Source organism: Kocuria sp. CCUG 69068 (assembly GCF_020833785.1).
Classification (GTDB): Bacteria; Actinomycetota; Actinomycetes; order Actinomycetales; family Micrococcaceae; genus Kocuria; species Kocuria rosea.
The window spans coordinates 1-16,361 of the sequence record NZ_PDDL01000079.1 but is presented as its reverse complement, the minus strand read 5'-3'; the positions used below and the strand labels follow the sequence as shown (position 1 = coordinate 16,361).

At 73.6% G+C, this 16,361-nt stretch carries 11 protein-coding genes; 8 read left to right on the top strand and 3 right to left on the bottom strand.

The window, feature by feature from the left end; translation table 11 throughout:
* Window positions 1-364: M17 family peptidase N-terminal domain-containing protein (locus CRM73_RS13905; RefSeq protein ID WP_305067805.1), on the bottom strand; the 364-nt coding region annotated here is incomplete at its 3' end.
* Window positions 365-593: 229 nt separating this feature from the next.
* Between CRM73_RS13905 and CRM73_RS13900 the strand changes: the two genes are divergently transcribed.
* The 4 genes from CRM73_RS13900 to CRM73_RS13885 all read left to right on the top strand — a co-directional run bounded on the left by CRM73_RS13900 (window position 594) and on the right by CRM73_RS13885 (window position 6,153).
* Window positions 594-1,511 (top strand): proteasome assembly chaperone family protein, encoded by a 918-nt coding sequence (locus CRM73_RS13900; protein ID WP_017834159.1) that lies wholly within the window; start codon window positions 594-596, stop codon window positions 1,509-1,511.
* Window positions 1,512-1,604: 93 nt separating this feature from the next.
* Entirely contained in the window at window positions 1,605-2,900 is a 1,296-nt protein-coding gene (locus CRM73_RS13895; protein WP_017834160.1) for a nitrate/nitrite transporter, read from the top strand.
* 120 nt (window positions 2,901-3,020) lie between these two features.
* Window positions 3,021-4,469, top strand: a complete 1,449-nt coding sequence (locus tag CRM73_RS13890; protein WP_229588141.1) for a DUF4192 family protein — start codon at window positions 3,021-3,023, stop codon at window positions 4,467-4,469.
* Window positions 4,470-4,656: 187 nt separating this feature from the next.
* Window positions 4,657-6,153 carry an RNA polymerase sigma factor gene (locus CRM73_RS13885; protein ID WP_031283343.1) on the top strand — a complete coding sequence of 499 codons (1,497 nt, stop codon included), beginning with the start codon at window positions 4,657-4,659 and terminating at the stop codon, window positions 6,151-6,153.
* Window positions 6,154-6,312: 159 nt separating this feature from the next.
* Here CRM73_RS13885 and CRM73_RS13880 read toward each other — a convergent pair whose 3' ends face one another.
* A complete protein-coding gene (locus tag CRM73_RS13880; RefSeq protein ID WP_017834164.1) occupies window positions 6,313-6,513 on the bottom strand; it encodes a hypothetical protein in 201 nt (66 codons plus the stop codon).
* A gap of 266 nt (window positions 6,514-6,779) precedes the next feature.
* On the opposite strand from CRM73_RS13880, the gene CRM73_RS13875 reads away from it, so the two are divergent.
* Complete coding sequence (locus CRM73_RS13875; protein WP_095651741.1) at window positions 6,780-8,888, top strand: type IIA DNA topoisomerase subunit B; 2,109 nt, start codon at window positions 6,780-6,782, stop codon at window positions 8,886-8,888.
* A gap of 94 nt (window positions 8,889-8,982) precedes the next feature.
* On the top strand, window positions 8,983-10,035 hold the full coding sequence (locus CRM73_RS13870) for a malate dehydrogenase (protein WP_229588139.1): 1,053 nt from the start codon (window positions 8,983-8,985) through the stop codon (window positions 10,033-10,035).
* Window positions 10,036-10,038: 3 nt separating this feature from the next.
* Here the strand turns inward: CRM73_RS13870 and CRM73_RS13865 are convergent, their stop codons facing one another.
* Window positions 10,039-12,540, bottom strand: coding sequence for a DNA topoisomerase (ATP-hydrolyzing) subunit A (locus CRM73_RS13865; RefSeq protein WP_017834167.1), 2,502 nt, complete (start codon window positions 12,538-12,540; stop codon window positions 10,039-10,041).
* A gap of 127 nt (window positions 12,541-12,667) precedes the next feature.
* On the opposite strand from CRM73_RS13865, the gene CRM73_RS13860 reads away from it, so the two are divergent.
* Both CRM73_RS13860 and CRM73_RS13855 read left to right on the top strand, forming a co-directional pair.
* Window positions 12,668-15,364 carry a GNAT family N-acetyltransferase gene (locus CRM73_RS13860; protein WP_017834168.1) on the top strand — a complete coding sequence of 899 codons (2,697 nt, stop codon included), beginning with the start codon at window positions 12,668-12,670 and terminating at the stop codon, window positions 15,362-15,364.
* Window positions 15,365-15,379: 15 nt separating this feature from the next.
* Window positions 15,380-16,361 (top strand): protein kinase (locus CRM73_RS13855; RefSeq protein WP_229588137.1); only part of this gene is annotated, 982 nt, incomplete at its 3' end.

Sequence of the window (16,361 nt, the reverse complement as noted above, 5' to 3'; positions counted from 1 at the left end):
TGCCGGCGAGCCGCCGCACGGCGGCGCCCACGGCCCGGCGCAGCACCTCGGCGCGCTCCGCGGTCCCGGCGGGCAGGGCGCCGACCCCGGTGAGGACCACCACGGCGAACGGCAGCCCGGACGGGGCCGGCACCACGGTCACCTCGTCGGCGGCACCCTTCACGCGCAGCGCCGCCGCGGCCTCCACCACGGGGGCGAGCCGTCGCTGCTCACCGGCGGGGAGCAGGACACGGCCCGAGCCGTCGCCGTGCTGTCCCTTCGCCACCCCGAGCACGAGCGCGTGGGCCGGCGTCCGGCCCAGGGCCTTGTGCGTGGCGGTGAGCTCGATGCCACGGGGTTCGAGCAGGTCCTGTACGTCGGGCATGGATCGTCCTTTCGCTGAGGTCTGGACCGGCCCAGCAGGCGTGCTGTCGATCCTATCCCCGGCCGGCGCACCGCCGGGGCCCGGACGCACGGGGCGGGCCCCGCGGGATCGGCGGGGAATAACGCGGTGCCCGCGGACGGTTGAAATGATCCGGGCCCGCCGTTGCAGGCGTGCTCCCACCGGTCTCCCCACGGACGCCCGGAACCGACCCACCCCAGGAGGAAGAGCTGTGCTGGACCCCACCTCGCTGTACCTGAGCAACCCCGCTCTGCTCGAGGACGCCCGGGTTCGCGGACTGCCGCTGATCGTCGCCCTGTCCGGCTACGCGGAGGCAGGGCACGTGGCCGTGCAGATCGAGCACACCATCACCGAGGCCCTCCCGCACGAGGTCGTGGCCCGTTTCGACCTGGACCAGCTCTACGACTACCGGGCCCGCCGCCCGCACGTGAGCTTCGTGGAGGACCACTTCGAGGGCTTCCAGACCCCCGAGCTGTCCCTCCGGCTCGTCACGGACGGTCTGGGGCGCAGCTTCGCGCTGCTGACGGGCCCGGAGCCGGATCTGCAGTGGAACCGGTTCACCGAGGCCGTCGTGGGCCTGGCCCGGCGGATGGACGTGTCCCTCGTGGCCATCGTCTCGGGAATCCCCATGCCCGTCCCGCACACCCGTCCGTTCATCGTCTCGGTGCACGGCAACCGGGCCGACCTGCTCCCCGCCGAGCACGCGTGGAAGCCGGTCGTGGAGATGAGCTCGTCGGCCGCGCAGCTCCTCGAGATCCGGCTGGGCGAAGCGGGGATCGACAACATCGGCTTCACCGTGCACGTCCCGCAGTACCTGGCCGAGGCGCACCTGCCGCACGCCGCCGTGGCCGCCCTCGAGCACATCAGCGCCGTCACCTCGCTGACCCTGCCCTCGGACGAGCTGCGCGAGGCGGCCCGCGAGATCGAGCGCCAGATCGACCAGCAGGTCGGCGCCTCGCCCGAGGTGCAGGCGGTCGTGGCAGGACTGGAACAGCGCTACGATGACGTCGTCGACGCCTCGGTCCCGCGCTCCCTGCTGGTGGGGGACGAGTCCGAGCTCCCCGACGCCGACGAGATCGGCGCCGCGGCCGAGGCCTTCCTCGCCGCCCAGGAGGACGACCAGGACTGAGCCCGGCCGGCGCGCGGGGCGGTCCGGCGCCGTCCGGGGCGGTCCCGCCGTCCCGGGTCCCGGCCCGGTCCCGTCCCCCCGAGAGCGAAGTGCATGCCGTCCGACCGGTACCGGGCCCACGAGCCCGGCAAGGACTCCCGCCGCGCCTACCTGGTCTTCGCGATCGGCACCTTCGCCTACTTCAGCGCCGTGGCGCAGCGCACCAGCTTCGGCGTGGCGTCGGTCGACGCGGCCGAGCGCTTCGGCACCGCGGCCTCCGCGCTGTCGATGTTCTCGCTCATGCAGGTCCTCGTCTACGCGGCGCTGCAGATCCCCGTCGGCGTGCTCGTGGACCGCTTCGGCTCCCGCGTCATGGTCGCCGCCGGGGCGCTGCTCATGACGGCCGGGCAGGTCCAGCTGGCCCTGGCCGACACGGTCGGCGAGGGCGTGGCCGCCCGCGTGCTCGTGGGCGCGGGCGACGCGACCACCTTCGTGTGCGTGATGCGCCTGATCCCCGCCTGGTTCTCCGCGCTGCGCGTGCCGCCGCTGACCCAGTTCCTGGGCGTGGTCGGCAACCTCGGCCAGCTGGTGTCCGTCATCCCGTTCGCGTGGCTGCTCGAGCTCACCGGGTGGTTCCCGTCCTTCGCGGCGCTGGCCTCCCTCGCGCTGCTCGCCGCCGTGCTCGCCGCGACCCTGCTGCGCAACGCGCCCCCCGGGGTGGAGGTCCTGAACCCGGCGCTGGGCCTGCGGCGGACCGGCCGGGTGCTCCGGGAGAGCGTGGCCGAGCCCGGCACCCGGCTCGGCTTCTGGGTGCACTTCACCACCCAGTTCGCGGGCAACACGTTCGTGCTGATGTGGGGCTACCCCTATCTCGAGTACGCCCAGGACCTGTCGGACACCACGATCTCCCTGGTGATGACCTCCTTCGTGGTGACCAACCTGGCCGTGGCCCTCGGCCTCGGCGGGCTCTCCGCCCGCCACCCGCACCGCCGGGTGCGGCTGTCGCTGGGGGTGACCGCCGTGATCTTCGCGGCGTGGACGGTCCTGCTGGTCTGGCCCGGGACGGCCCCCGTCCCGGTGGTGCTGGCCGCCGTGTGCGTCATCGCGATCAGCATGCCGGCCTCCATGATCGCCTTCGACATCACCCGCAGCTTCAACCCGGCCCGCCGCTCGGGCACCGCCACGGGCATCGTCAACGTCGGTGGCTTCACGGCCTCGGTGCTGGCCATCTTCGTCACCGGCTTCGTGCTCGACGTGCTCCACGCCGCGGGCTTCCGCGACGAGCTGTACGCTCCCGACGCGTTCCGGGTCGCGATCGCGGCGCAGTTCCTGGTCGCTGCGGCGGGCGCCGCGGGCGTGCTGGCCACCGTCCGGCGGGTGCGCCGGCAGCACGGGCACGACGCCGCCTGACCGGCCGGCCGGTCCCGTCGGCACTGCACCGCGCCGGGCGCCGGGCCCCCGACCCGCCGGCCGTCCACAGACCGCGCCCCGGCGCGTGCCCCTGTACCGGCCGGTGCCCAGGCTGGGCGCATGAGACAGCACCCCATCCGAGACCCCTTCGTCCCCGTCGTCCGGTGCGCGGCCGACCTGCTGGCCGTCGTGCCGCACACGCTCGGCTACTGGCCCGCCGACTCCCTCGTCCTGTTCGCCGCCGGCGGCGGGACGGCAGGGGCGTGCGTGCGCGTCGACCTCCCGGCCGGCCCGTCCGACGAACGCCTCGGGGAGGCCTTCGTCGCCGAGCTCGCCGACCTCGTCGCCCACGACACCCTGAGCGACCGGGTCTTCGTCATCGTGTACACGTCGCCGCCGCCCGGGGACCCGTCCGGGGCCGCGGCGCCACCCGCCGCGGTGGACGGTGTGCTCGCCGTCGTGGACGAGGCCGCCCGACGCGCGGGGCGGGCGGTGGCGGCGCGCTGGATCGTGGCCGGCGACCGCTGGTGGCCGGCCGAGGACCCGGCCGACGTCCAGGACGTCGCGGACATCGAGGACAGCGCCGTCAACGCCGCGCTCGTGGCCTCGGGCAGCTCCTACGCGGCGGCCCCGCGGCTCGCCATGGACCAGGAGTACGGGGCGCTGCCCGCCGGCACCGCCCGTGCCGCCGGGCAGGCCGCGGTCCGCTGGGCACGGGCCGGTGCGGACGCATGGCACCACCTGGACCGCCTCGGGCCCGCACTGTCCGTCTGGACCGACGTGCTCGCCACGGTCCGGGGCGCGCCGGGGGATGCGGTGCCCGCGGTGCTGGACCACGACGACGACCTGCTCGGCTTCCTGGCCGCGAGCCTGGCCGACCCCGTGCTCGCAGACCTGCTCCTGGCCGCCTGCGCCACGGACGACCTCGACGGCGTCCTCGCGGCCGCCGCGATGTGGGCCGAGCTGTGCGACGACGTCGACGACCGGGTGGACGGACCCGACGCCCCGGGCGTTCCGATCGGGCCGACCCGGGCGCCCCTCCCTCCGGGCGTCCCGCCGCTGCCCCGCCGACCGGCGGCCGGTCGCTGCGGCACCGCGTCCGGCCCGGCCGCCGCCCGGGTGCCCGTGCCGGACGCGGGGGAGCTGGTCCGGCTCTCCCGCGTGCTCTCCGGCGAGTGGGCGGAGACCCCGCACTGGTCGCTGCTCGACACCCTCTACCGGGTGCTCCAGGTGCTCGGCTGGCTCCTGGAGCCCACGGGGCTGGGACCGGGGCCCGGACCGGAGCCCGGTGCGGGGGCGGCAGGCGGAGCGGCCGAGGATTCCGCGGGGACGGGCGACGCGGCGCGGACGGACGACGAGGCGCGGGGCCGGGCTGTGCTCGCGGGCGTGCTGGTCGAGCTCGCGCAGCTCAACCGGTTCCGGGCGCGCGGCTCCCACACCGCGCACTTCGTGCGCCGGGCCACGGCGCTGCTCCCCGGACACCCGCCCGCGCTGCGCGTGCTCCGCCTCGCCGACGCCCGGCCCGTGCCGCTCTGGGCCCGGGACCGTGCCACCGCCTGGCACTCCTGAGCCCCGTGCGACGAGCTTTTTCGGGTCCGTCCGGTCGAGCGGGAACAAATCCCGCCCACGGGTGGTTCCGGCTGTCAGGACCCTTCAAGCCCGCCGCGCCGGACACTGCCCGGCGCACGGACTTGACAGGGTCATAGGCGTGTTGCCCCGAGGGCGGACGCCGTGACCGCTCAACGAAAGGCTCTCAGTGTCACCTGCCGCCAGCAACAAGACGACGGACACCGCCGCCGAGACCCCGGGCACCGGGGACGCTCGGTCGCCGTCCGGCACCACGGGCACGTCGCCGCGGGCGAAGACCGCCGCTGCGAAGTCGACCGCGACCAAGAAGACCGTGGCCGCGAAGAAGACCACGGCGGCGAAGTCCACCGCCGCGAAGTCCACCGCTCCCAAGAGCGCCACCGCGGCCGCCTCGACGAAGTCCACCGCCGGCCGGTCGACCGCGACCAGGACCGCCGCGAGCAAGCCCCCGGCCGCACCGAAGGCCGCGGGCCGCAAGAAGGCCGCGGCCCCGGCGGACAAGGACGCCCTGGCCGTCGCCGGGGAGCCCGAGGAGGACGTCGTCGTCACCGACGACGCCGACATCGAGACCGCACTGACCGACGAGGCCGGGGTGATCGAGCCCGACGTGGACGAGGACGCCGACGCGGAGGAGGAGGCCGCGCCCGAGGACGCGCCGGCCGTCCCAGCGCCCAAGGACGAGAAGACCTCCGGCTTCGTCATCACCAACAACGACGACGACGACGCCCCGGCCCAGCAGGTCGTCTCGGCCGGCGCCACCGCCGACCCGGTCAAGGACTACCTCAAGCAGATCGGCAAGGTCGCGCTGCTGAACGCCGAGCAGGAGGTGGACCTGGCGCTGCGGATCGAGGCCGGCCTGTACGCGGAGCACAAGCTCGCGGACGGGAAGGACAGCCTCGACCCGCAGACCCGCAAGGAGCTGCGCTGGGTCATCCACGACGGCAAGCGCGCCAAGAACCACCTGCTCGAGGCCAACCTGCGCCTGGTCGTCTCGCTCGCGAAGCGCTACACCGGTCGCGGCATGCTGTTCCTGGACCTCATCCAGGAGGGCAACCTCGGACTGATCCGCGCGGTCGAGAAGTTCGACTACACCAAGGGCTTCAAGTTCTCCACGTACGCCACCTGGTGGATCCGCCAGGCCATCACCCGTGCCATGGCCGACCAGGCCCGCACCATCCGCATCCCGGTGCACATGGTCGAGGTCATCAACAAGCTCGCCCGCGTCCAGCGCCAGATGCTGCAGGACCTCGGCCGGGAGCCCACCCCGGAGGAGCTGGCGAACGAGCTCGACATGACGCCCGAGAAGGTCGTCGAGGTGCAGAAGTACGGCCGTGAGCCGATCTCGCTGCACACCCCGCTGGGGGAGGACGGCGACTCGGAGTTCGGCGACCTCATCGAGGACTCCGAGGCCGTGGTCCCCGCGGACGCCGTGAGCTTCACGCTCCTGCAGGAGCAGCTGCACTCGGTCCTGGACACCCTCTCCGAGCGGGAGGCGGGGGTCGTGGCGATGCGCTTCGGCCTGACCGACGGCCAGCCCAAGACGCTCGACGAGATCGGCAAGGTCTACGGCGTGACGCGTGAGCGCATCCGGCAGATAGAGTCCAAGACGATGTCCAAGCTGCGCCACCCGTCCCGCTCGCAGGTGCTGCGCGACTACCTCGACTGACCGGCCGTCCCCGCGCCCGGAGATCCTCCGGGCGCGGGGCGACCACGCCCGGGACCCGCGCACCGCTCCGGTGACCGGGGCGAGGACCGGACACGCAGGAGGGCCCCGACACCAGGTGTCGGGGCCCTCCTGTGTCGACCGCCCTGGGCGGTCGCCCGGTCAGGAACCGATGCGCTCGGTCTCGTCCTGCCAGGTGGCCGCCAGCGGCCGCAGCTTCTGCTCGTTCTTGCGCGCGTGGTGAGCGCAGAACAGCAGCTCACCGCCCGTCGACTCGAGGATCACTCGGACGTAGGCCTGGGCGCCGCACGCGTCGCAGCGGTCGGTCGCATTGAGCTCTCGGCTCTCCAATGTTGCGTTCACGGGATCCTCCTCCTGGGTCGTACTCGTTGCACGGGGCACGGGGCCGCCGGTGCGGGTACCCGGGGTCTCGTGGACGCGTCGGGGTACTGCTCTATACAACCACGACCCTCGGACAATCGATTCCGGCGGAGGCCGTTTTTCGCCCCGGGCGTAGGTCACGGTGCCGGCCGGGGTCGCGTCCGCGTGACCCGCGCCCGGGCCTGCGGTGTCCGCCGCCGGGACTACAGTGGTGGGGAATCCCGCCGTCCCCCAGGAGTCGTATCCCCGTGACACCGTCCCGTTCCGAGTACAACGCCCGCCACCTCTCCGTCCTCGAGGGCCTCGAGGCCGTCCGGAAGCGGCCGGGCATGTACATCGGCTCCACCGACTCCCGCGGGCTGATGCACTGCATGTGGGAGATCATCGACAACTCCGTGGACGAGGCCCTCGCCGGCTTCGGCCACCAGATCACGGTGGTCCTGCACGCCGACGGCGCCGTGGAGGTCCACGACGACGGCCGCGGCATCCCCATCGACCTCGAGCCGCGCACCGGGCTGACCGGCGTGGAGGTCGTCTTCACCAAGCTGCACGCGGGCGGGAAGTTCGGCGGCGGCTCCTACAGCGCCTCCGGCGGCCTGCACGGCGTGGGCGCCTCGGTGGTCAACGCGCTCTCCGCCCGCCTGGACGTCCAGGTGGACCGCGGCGGGAAAACCTACCAGATGTCCTTCCGGCACGGCGAGCCCGGCCGCTTCGTGGACCAGGGCCGGCCCTCCCCGCACGCCCGGTTCGAGCCGTTCGTGGAGGGGTCGGTGCTCGACGTCGTCGGCAAGGCCAAGCGGGGCGTCACCGGCACCCGGATCCGGTACTGGGCGGACGAGCAGATCTTCACGGCGGACGCCCGGTTCAGCTACGAGGAGCTCGCCAAGCGCGCCCGCCAGACCTCGTTCCTGATCCCCGGGCTGCGCATCACCGTGCGCGACCAGCGGGGCCTGCCCGGCACGCCGGGGGAGTTCGGGACCCACGAGGAGGTGTTCCAGCACGACGGCGGGATCTCCGAGTTCGTGGAGTACCTCGCCGCCGACAGCTCGGTCACCGACGTGTGGCGGTTCCAGGGCGAGGGCCGGTTCAAGGAGAACGTCCCGGTCCTGGACGAGAACGGCCGCTCCAAGCTCACGGAGCTGGACCGCACGTGCGAGGTCGACGTCGCCCTGCGCTGGGGCATCGGCTACGACACGTCCCTGCGCTCGTTCGTGAACATCATCGCGACCCCCAAGGGCGGCACCCACCAGGCCGGCTTCGAGGCGGCCCTGCTGAAGACGTTCCGGAAGCAGATCGAGGCCAACGCCCGCAAGCTCAAGGCCGGCAGCGACAAGATCGAGAAGGACGACGTCCTGGCCGGGCTCACGGCCGTGCTCACGGTGCGGCTGGCGGAGCCGCAGTTCGAGGGCCAGACCAAGGAGGTCCTGGGCACCCCGGCCGTGCGCCAGATCGTGAGCCGGGTGATCGAGAAGGAGCTGACCGCCAAGCTCACGGCCACCGGCCGCCACGACAAGCAGCAGGCCGGGCAGCTGCTCGAGAAGGTCGTGGCGGAGATGAAGTCCCGCATCTCCGCGCGGGTGCACAAGGAGACCCAGCGGCGCAAGAACGCCCTGGAGACCTCCTCGATGCCGGCCAAGCTCGTCGAGTGCCGCTCGAACGACGTGGAGCGCTCCGAGCTGTTCATCGTGGAGGGCGACTCCGCGCTCGGCACGGCGCGGCTGGCCCGGTCCTCCAACTACCAGGCGCTGCTGCCGATCCGCGGCAAGATCCTCAACGTGCAGAAGGCGTCCATCACGGACATGCTCGCCAACACGGAGTGCGCCGCGCTCATCCAGGTCATCGGCGCCGGCTCGGGGCGCACCTTCGACCTCACCGCCGCCCGCTACGGCAAGGTCATCATGATGACGGACGCCGACGTCGACGGCGCGCACATCCGCACCCTGCTGCTCACGCTGTTCTACCGCTACATGCGCCCGCTCGTGGAGGCCGGGCGGGTCTACGCGGCGGTGCCCCCGCTGCACCGGGTGGAGATCGTCAACGCCGGCGGCAAGGCCAACGAGATGGTCTACACGTACTCCGAGCGCGAGCTCACGGACCTGCTCGCCCGGCTCGAGGCGGAGGGGCGGCGGTACAAGGAGCCCATCCAGCGCTACAAGGGCCTGGGCGAGATGGACGCGGACCAGCTCGCGGAGACGACCATGGACGTCCGGCACCGGATGCTGCGCCGGATCCGGGTGGAGGACGCCGAGGCCGCCGAGCACGCCTTCTCCCTGCTCATGGGCTCCGAGGTGGCCCCGCGCAAGGACTTCATCATCGAGGGCGCCACGCACCTGGACCAGGAGCGCATCGACGCCTGAGCGCGCGGGACGGCGGGCGCACCGAGGGCCGGTGCCCTGGTGCGGCCGCTACGCTGGGCAGGGACGAGCGACCGTCCCCGAGGAAGGACCCCGCATGACCGCCACCGGCCCGCACACCCCGTCCCCCGCACCCGGCCGGCCCCGGCCAGTCACCGTCACCGTGACCGGTGCCGCGGGCCAGATCGGCTACGCCACCGTCTTCCGGGCCGCGGCGGGTGACCTCCTCGGCCCCGGCACCCCCGTCCGCCTGCACCTGCTCGAGCTCCCGCAGGCGCGGCGGGCCGCGGAGGGCACCGCCCTGGAGCTGCAGGACGGGGCGTTCCCGCTGCTCGACGGCGTGGAGGTCTTCGAGGACGCGGACGCCGCGTTCGACGGCGCCTCGGTGGGGCTGCTCATCGGGGCCCGCCCCCGGTCCCAGGGCATGGAGCGGTCCGACCTGCTCGAGGCCAACGCCGGGATCTTCTCGGTCCAGGGGCGGGCCGTCAACCGCGGCGCCGCCGAGGACTTCCGGGCCGTGGTGGTCGGCAACCCCGCCAACACCAACGCCTACATCGCCGCCTCGCACGCCCCGGACGTCCCGCGCGAGCGCTTCACCGCCCTCACCCGGCTCGACCACCACCGCGCGCTGGCCCAGCTCGCCGCGACCACCGGGGCCCGCGTCGACGAGATCGACGGCGTGGCCGTGTGGGGCAACCACTCGGCGAGCCAGTACCCCGACCTGACCCACGCCACGGTCGGGGGCCGGCCGGCGCTCGAGGTGCTGGCCGGGGAAGGCCACGACCTCGCCTGGGTGGACGACACCTTCATCCCCCGGGTGGCGCGCCGCGGCGCGGAGATCATCGACGTGCGCGGCGGCTCCTCGGTGGCCTCGGCGGCCCACGCGGCCCTGTGCCACGTCCGCGACTGGGTCCTGGGCACCCCCGAGGGCACGTGGACGTCCATGGCGGTCGCGTCCGACGGCTCCTACGGCGTGCCGGAGGGACTCGTCAGCTCGTTCCCGGTGGTCTGCCGGGACGGCCGGGCAGCGATCGTGCCGGACCTCGAGCTGGACGAGTTCTCCCGCGCCCGCATCGACCGCTCCGTCCGGGAGCTCGAGGAGGAGCGGGCGGCGGTGGAGCAGATGGGGCTGCTCGGGCCCCGCCGCTGAGCCTCAGCCGTAGGCCGGGCCCACCGCGTCGATCACCTGGTCGGTGGGCACGCCCGAGCCGTCCCGGCGCCCGTGCTCGGTGGGCAGGGCCCGGGCCACGCCCGAGGCCGCGACCGCCTTGGCCGGTCCGTGCCCCACCCAGGCCAGGGCCAGTCCCGTCTCGCCCTTGAGGAACCGGTGCGCGCGCACCCCTCCGGTGGCCCGGCCCTTGGGCGGGTACTCCGAGAACGGGGTGACCTTCACCGAGTACTGCGACATGCCGGGCAGCACCTCGTCGGCGCGGGCGAGGGTCACGACCACGGGCGTCTCGTCCGCGGCGCGGACCGCCCCGAAGAAGACCACGGCGTCCCCCGCGACCAGCTTGACCCCGGCGACGCCGCCCGCGGTCCGGCCCTGGGGGCGCACCGCACCGGCCTCGAAGTGCAGCAGCTTCCCGTCCCGGGTCACGAACACCAGCTCGTCCTCCGCGGCGGCGGACTCGGCGAGGCCGACCACCTCGTCGTCGTCCTTGAGCGTGATGACCTCCCAGTCCTCGCGGTTGAGCGGATACTCGGGGCTGACCCGCTTGACCACGCCGTTGCGGGTGCCCAGGGCCAGCACCGCGTTGAGCGGCGCGAGCCCCACGAGCCGCTCCCCGCGGCCGAGGGTGAGGAAATCCTTGACCGGGACGCCGTCGCCCAGCTTCGGGGTGCCCTCGAAGGCGGTCAGCACGGGCACGTCCATCACCTGGACGCGCAGCATGCGCCCGGTGGACGTGACCGCCCCGATCTCCCCGCGGGCGGTGGCGCGCACCGCGGAGACCAGGGCGTCGTGCTTGATCCGCCGGGGCGGGTCCACCAGCGGGACCTGGGAGGGCGTGCGGGCGAGCTGGCCCGAGGTGGACAGGAAGACCCAGCAGGGGTCGTCGGCGATCTCGAGCGCGAGCCCGCCCGCCGCCGTCCGCCCCGGTGCGGGGGCCGCCGCCGCGGCGACGGGCGCCGGCAGGGCCTCCGACTCCAGCAGCTCGGTGCGCCGGTCGTCGCCGTGGACCTCCGCGACCTCCGCGAGCTCCGCGGAGACCAGGGCCCGCAGCCGCGAGTCCGAGGCGAGGGTCTCCTCGAGCTCGGCGATCTCCCGGCGCAGCTCCTCCTGCTCCTTCTCGAGCTCGATCCGCGAGTACTTGGTCAGCTGCCGCAGCCGCAGCTCGAGGATGTGGTCGGCCTGCACGCGGCTGAGGTCGTACACGGCCATGAGCCGTTCCCGGGCCACGGCGGTCTCGTCGGAGGAGCGGATGATCTGGATGACCTCGTCGATGTCGACGATCGCCACGAGCAGGCCCTCGACCAGGTGCAGGCGGTCGCGCCGCTTGGCCAGCCGGAAGCCGGTGCGCCGCCGGACCACCGACAGCCGGTGCTCCACGTAGACCCGCAGCAGCTCCAGGAGGCCCATGGTGCGGGGCCGTCCGTCCACGAGGGCAACGTTGTTGATCCCGAAGGAGTCCTCCATGGGCGTGTACTTGTAGAGCTGCTGGAGGACGGCCTGCGGGTTGAAGCCGTTCTTGACCTCGATGACCAGCCGCAGGCCGTTCTTGCGGTCGGTCAGGTCCACGACGTCGGAGACGCCCTGGAGCTTCTTGGCCTGCGCCGCCTCCTTGATCTTCTCGGTGACCTTCTCGGGCCCCACCATGTAGGGCAGCTGGGTGACGACGATGCCCTGCTTGCGGGGGGAGATCTGCTCGACCGAGACCTTCGCGCGGGTCTTGAAGGAGCCGCGCCCGGTCCGGTAGGCGTCCCGGATCCCGTCGAGGCCCACGATCCGCCCGCCCGAGGGCAGGTCCGGGCCCGGGACGAAGCGCATGAGCTCTTCGAGCGTCGCCTCGGGGTGCTCCACGAGGTGCCGGGCGCCCGCGACGACCTCGCGCAGGTTGTGCGGGGCCATGTTCGTGGCCATGCCCACCGCGATGCCGGAGGAGCCGTTGACCAGCAGGTTGGGGAACGCCGCGGGCAGCACGCCCGGCTGGGTGAACTGGTTGTCGTAGTTGGGCACGAAGTCGACGACGTCCTCGTCGAGGTCGGCCGTCAGCGCCAGGGCGGCCGGGGCCATCCGGGCCTCGGTGTAGCGGGAGGCGGCGGGGCCGTCGTCGAGGGAGCCGAAGTTGCCGTGCCCGTCCACGAGCGGCAGGCGCATCGCGAAGGACTGGGCGAGCCGGACCATCGCGTCGTAGATGGCGGAGTCGCCGTGCGGGTGCAGCTTGCCCATCACCTCGCCCACGACGCGGGCGCTCTTGACGTGGCCGCGGTCCGGGCGCAGCCCCATCTGGTTCATCATGAACAGGATGCGCCGCTGCACGGGCTTGAGCCCGTCCCGGGCGTCGGGCAGGGCGCGGGAGTAGATGACGGAGTACGAGTACTCGAGGAAGCTCGTCTCCATCTCGGAGGTCACGTCGATGTCGACGATGTTCTCCCGGAAGTCGGGGGGCAGCTCGTCCTCGGCGGACGGGCGGGAGGGCGCACGGCGGCGTGCCATCACAGCGGGGGGTCCTTCGGTCGTGGGTCGGTCCGGGGCGGGCCCGGCGGCTCGGCGTTCGAGATCGTGCGGGGACGCACCGGGACGCACCGTTGACGGTGCAGGTTTGTCTACTAGCCTGAAGTCTATGGTTCCAGAGACCGCGGACACGGACGACGCCGGGCAGTACCCCGAGTACTGGGAGGCCGACGTCATCCTCCGCGACGGCGCGACGGCGCAGCTGCGCCCGATCTCCCCGGAGGACAAGGACGCGCTCCTGGCCTTCCACCAGTCGCAGTCCGAGAACTCCATCTACCTGCGCTTCTTCTCCTACAAGCCCACCCTCTCCGCCCGGGAGCTGGAGCGGTTCACCCGCGTGGACCACCGGGACCGCGTCTGCTTCGTGCTGGTGCTGGCGGACCGGATCATCGGCGTGGGCCGCTACGACCGCACGGACCGGCACGACGACGCCGAGGTCGCGTTCATGATCTCGGACGCCCACCAGGGGCGGGGCATCGGCTCGATCCTGCTGGAGCACCTCGCCGCGGCCGCGCGCGAGAACGGGATCGACCACTTCTCCGCGGAGGTCCTGCCCGAGAACCGCAAGATGCTCCGCGTGTTCGCGGAGGCGGGCTACGAGCTCACCCGCAAGTTCGACGACGGCGTGGTGGTGGTCGGCTTCGACATCGACCCGACCGAGAAGTCGCTGGCCGTGATGGCCGCGCGGGAGCACCGCGCCGAGGCCCTCTCCATGGCCGACCTCCTCTCCCCGTCCTCGATCGCCGTGATCGGGGCGTCGCGGGACCCCGGCCACGCCGGGCACGCGCTGGTCGAGCACCTCGTCGCCTCCGGGTTCGCCGGCCGGCTCAGCGGGGTGAGCCCCACGCCCTTCGAGCGGGAGGGCATGACCCACGCCACCTCGATCGGGGAGGTCCCCGAGCCCGTGGACCTCGCCGTGGTCGCCGTGCCCGTCGACCAGGTGGCCGACGTCGTGGACCAGTGCGGCGCGGCGGGCGTGCGCGCCGTCGTGGTGGTCACGGGCGGGTACGCCGAGGCCGGCGCGGCGGGCCGGGCCCGGCAGACCGAGCTGGTGCGCCGCGCTCGCTCCTACGGGATGCGCGTGGTCGGCCCGGCGAGCCTGGGTCTCTACAGCACGGCCCCGGAGTCCCGCTTCAACGCCTCCATCCTGCCCACCGTGCCGCGGGAGGGCCCGCTGGGGCTGTTCAGCCAGTCCGGGGCCATCGGCATGATGCTCAACGCGGCCGCGCTGCGCCACGACGTGGGCGTGTCCACGTACCTCTCCGCCGGCAACCGGGCCGACGTCTCCGGCAACGACATGATGCAGTACTGGGAGGACGACGCCGCGACCCGCGCGTGCGGGCTCTACCTGCAGTCCGTGGGCAACCCGCGCAAGTTCTCCCGGATCGCCCGCCGGCTGTCCCTGACCAAGCCCGTGATTGTGGCCAAGAGCGAGGTCACCGGTCTCCGGCTGCCGCCCGGCCACACCGGGCGCACCACCCAGGCCCCGCCGGGGGCCCTGGACGCGATGTTCCGGCAGGCCGGCGTGATCCGCGCGGACACGAGCGAGCACCTCATGGACGTGGCCGGGATCCTCGCCGGCCAGCCCCTGCCCGCGGGCGCCCGCACGGCCCTCGTCTCCAACGCGCTGGCCCTGGGCCAGCTCATGGAGGACCGGTGCATGCAGCTGGGGCTGGACGTCGCGGTGACCCAGGCGGGGGTCCGGACCGCGGACGGCGGGGAGGACGCCCTCGAGGCGCTGCGGGCGGCCGTCGACAGCTGCCTCGGCGCCGAGGCCGTCGACTCCGCCGTGGTCACGCTGATGCCGATCCCGGGTGCCACGCCGGAGCGCGTGGCCGAGCTCGTGGGCCGGGTGGGGCGGGAGCACGGCAAGACCGTGGTGGTCGTCTTCACGGGCAGCACCGAGCCCGGAGCGGTCTCCGCCCTGCACCACGCCGAGGACGGACTGGACGTGCCCTGCTTCGACTCCCCGGGGGCGGCCCTGCGCGCGCTCGCCAAGGTCGTGGACTACACCCGGTGGCGCGCCCAGGACCAGGGCAGCCTCGCCGAGCCGAAGGGCATCGACGCGGAGGCGGCGGAGACCTTCGTGGAGAAGATCCTGCCCAGCGTCACCGGCGACGAGCTGCTCGAGCTGGACGGGGACCAGGCGCGGGAGCTGCTGGAGACCTACGGGGTGGGCCTGCTGCCCAGCGAGCGGTTCACCGATCCCGAGGACGCCCTGGCCGCCGCCGACCGGCTCGGCTACCCCGTGGCCCTCAAGACCACCGACCCCAACCTCCGGCACCGCCTGGACCTGGGCGGCGTGCAGCTCAACATCCAGGACGACGCGCAGCTGCGGGCGGCCATCGAGACCATGCACCGGGCGCTCGCCCCCTTCGGCACCTTCGACCTCGAGGTGCAGGCCATGGCCCCCACCGGCCAGTCGGTGGTGCTCCGGGCCATCGAGGACCCCCTGATCGGCCCCGTGGTCTCGTTCGGGATGGCGGGGGACGCGGTGAACCTCCTCGAGGACTGGGCCCACCGGGTCCCGCCGCTCACCGACCAGGACGTGCGGCGGATGGTCCGCGAGCCCAAGGCCTCGCGCAAGCTCTTCGGCCACCAGGGGGTCCCGGCCGCGGACGTCGACCGGCTCGAGGACCTCGTCGCCCGGGTGGCGCTGCTCAAGGACCGGCACCCCGAGATCGCCCGCGTGGAGCTGAACCCCGTGCTCGTCTCCAGCGGCTCCGTGACCGTGCTGGGGGCCTCGGTCGGCATCGGCAACGCCCGGCAGCGGACGGACAGCGCGCGCCGGGCCATGCGCAGCTAGGCGGGCCCGGACTTCGTGGCGGACACCATAGCCGGTCGGTACACCCTCATCGACCCCATCGCGCGCGGCGGCAGCGGCTCCGTGTGGCGGGCCTGGGACGGCCGGCTCCAGCAGCTGTGCGCGGCCAAGGTGCTGCGCCAGCGCGACTCCGCGGACCTGCTGCGCTTCGCGCGGGAGCAGTCGGTGAAGCTGGACCACCCGCACGTGCTCGCCCCCTACGGGTGGGCCGCGGAGGACGCGCACGTGGTCATCGCGATGCCCCTCGTGCACGGCGGCACCCTGGAGTCCGCGCTGCTCGACAACGGGGCCGCCTCGGTGGAGCTGACCGAGGAGGTTCTCGCCCAGCTGCTCCAGGCCCTGCAGTTCGTGCACGCCCAGGGCTGGGTGCACCGGGACGTGAAGCCGGGCAACCTCATGCTGGACAGCACCGGGACGGGCCGCCCCCACGTCCTCCTCTCCGACTTCGGCATCGCCGTGCGCGTCCAGGACGCCCGGCTGACCCGGACGGGCACCGTGGTGGGCACGCCCGGCTACCTGCCCCCGGAGGCCTACGAGCTCACCGACCCGAACCCCGCGCAGGACCTCTACGCGGCGGGCATCACCGCGCTGCGGATGCTCGACCCCTCGCTGGAGCCGCAGGAGAGCCTGGGGCCCAACGATGCGCGCGCCGTGGTGGGGGAGCAGGGCGACCTCGCGGAGCACCTCGCCGCCCTCCTCACCCCGGACCCCGCCCAGCGCCGCGACGCGGCCGTCACCGTGCTCCACGAGCTCACCGCGGGCGCGGCGAGACGGCGCTTCGACCCTGCCCGCACCCGGGACGGCGAGCCGTTCGAGGTCTTCGACGTCCTCGAGCCGCTGCCGGAGCCGTGGGCGAGCCGGGTGCTGACCGGGTGGGACGGCACGGAGGGGACGGACGGGACGACCGGCGCCGGGCTCGGCGGCGGAGCCGCCGCGGGCGCGGAGGCCGGCGGCCGGTTCCCGGACGGCCCCGACACCC

Excerpts from the sequence above, each read along its gene's own strand:
- CRM73_RS13895 (WP_017834160.1), top strand. The coding sequence starts at position 1,605 with ATGCCGTCCGACCGGTACCGGGCCCACGAGCCCGGCAAGGACTCCCGC.
- CRM73_RS13890 (WP_229588141.1), top strand. The coding sequence starts at position 3,021 with ATGAGACAGCACCCCATCCGAGACCCCTTCGTCCCCGTCGTCCGGTGC.
- CRM73_RS13870 (WP_229588139.1), top strand. The coding sequence starts at position 8,983 with ATGACCGCCACCGGCCCGCACACCCCGTCCCCCGCACCCGGCCGGCCC.
- CRM73_RS13865 (WP_017834167.1), bottom strand. The coding sequence starts at position 12,540 with ATGGCACGCCGCCGTGCGCCCTCCCGCCCGTCCGCCGAGGACGAGCTG.
- CRM73_RS13860 (WP_017834168.1), top strand. The coding sequence starts at position 12,668 with ATGGTTCCAGAGACCGCGGACACGGACGACGCCGGGCAGTACCCCGAG.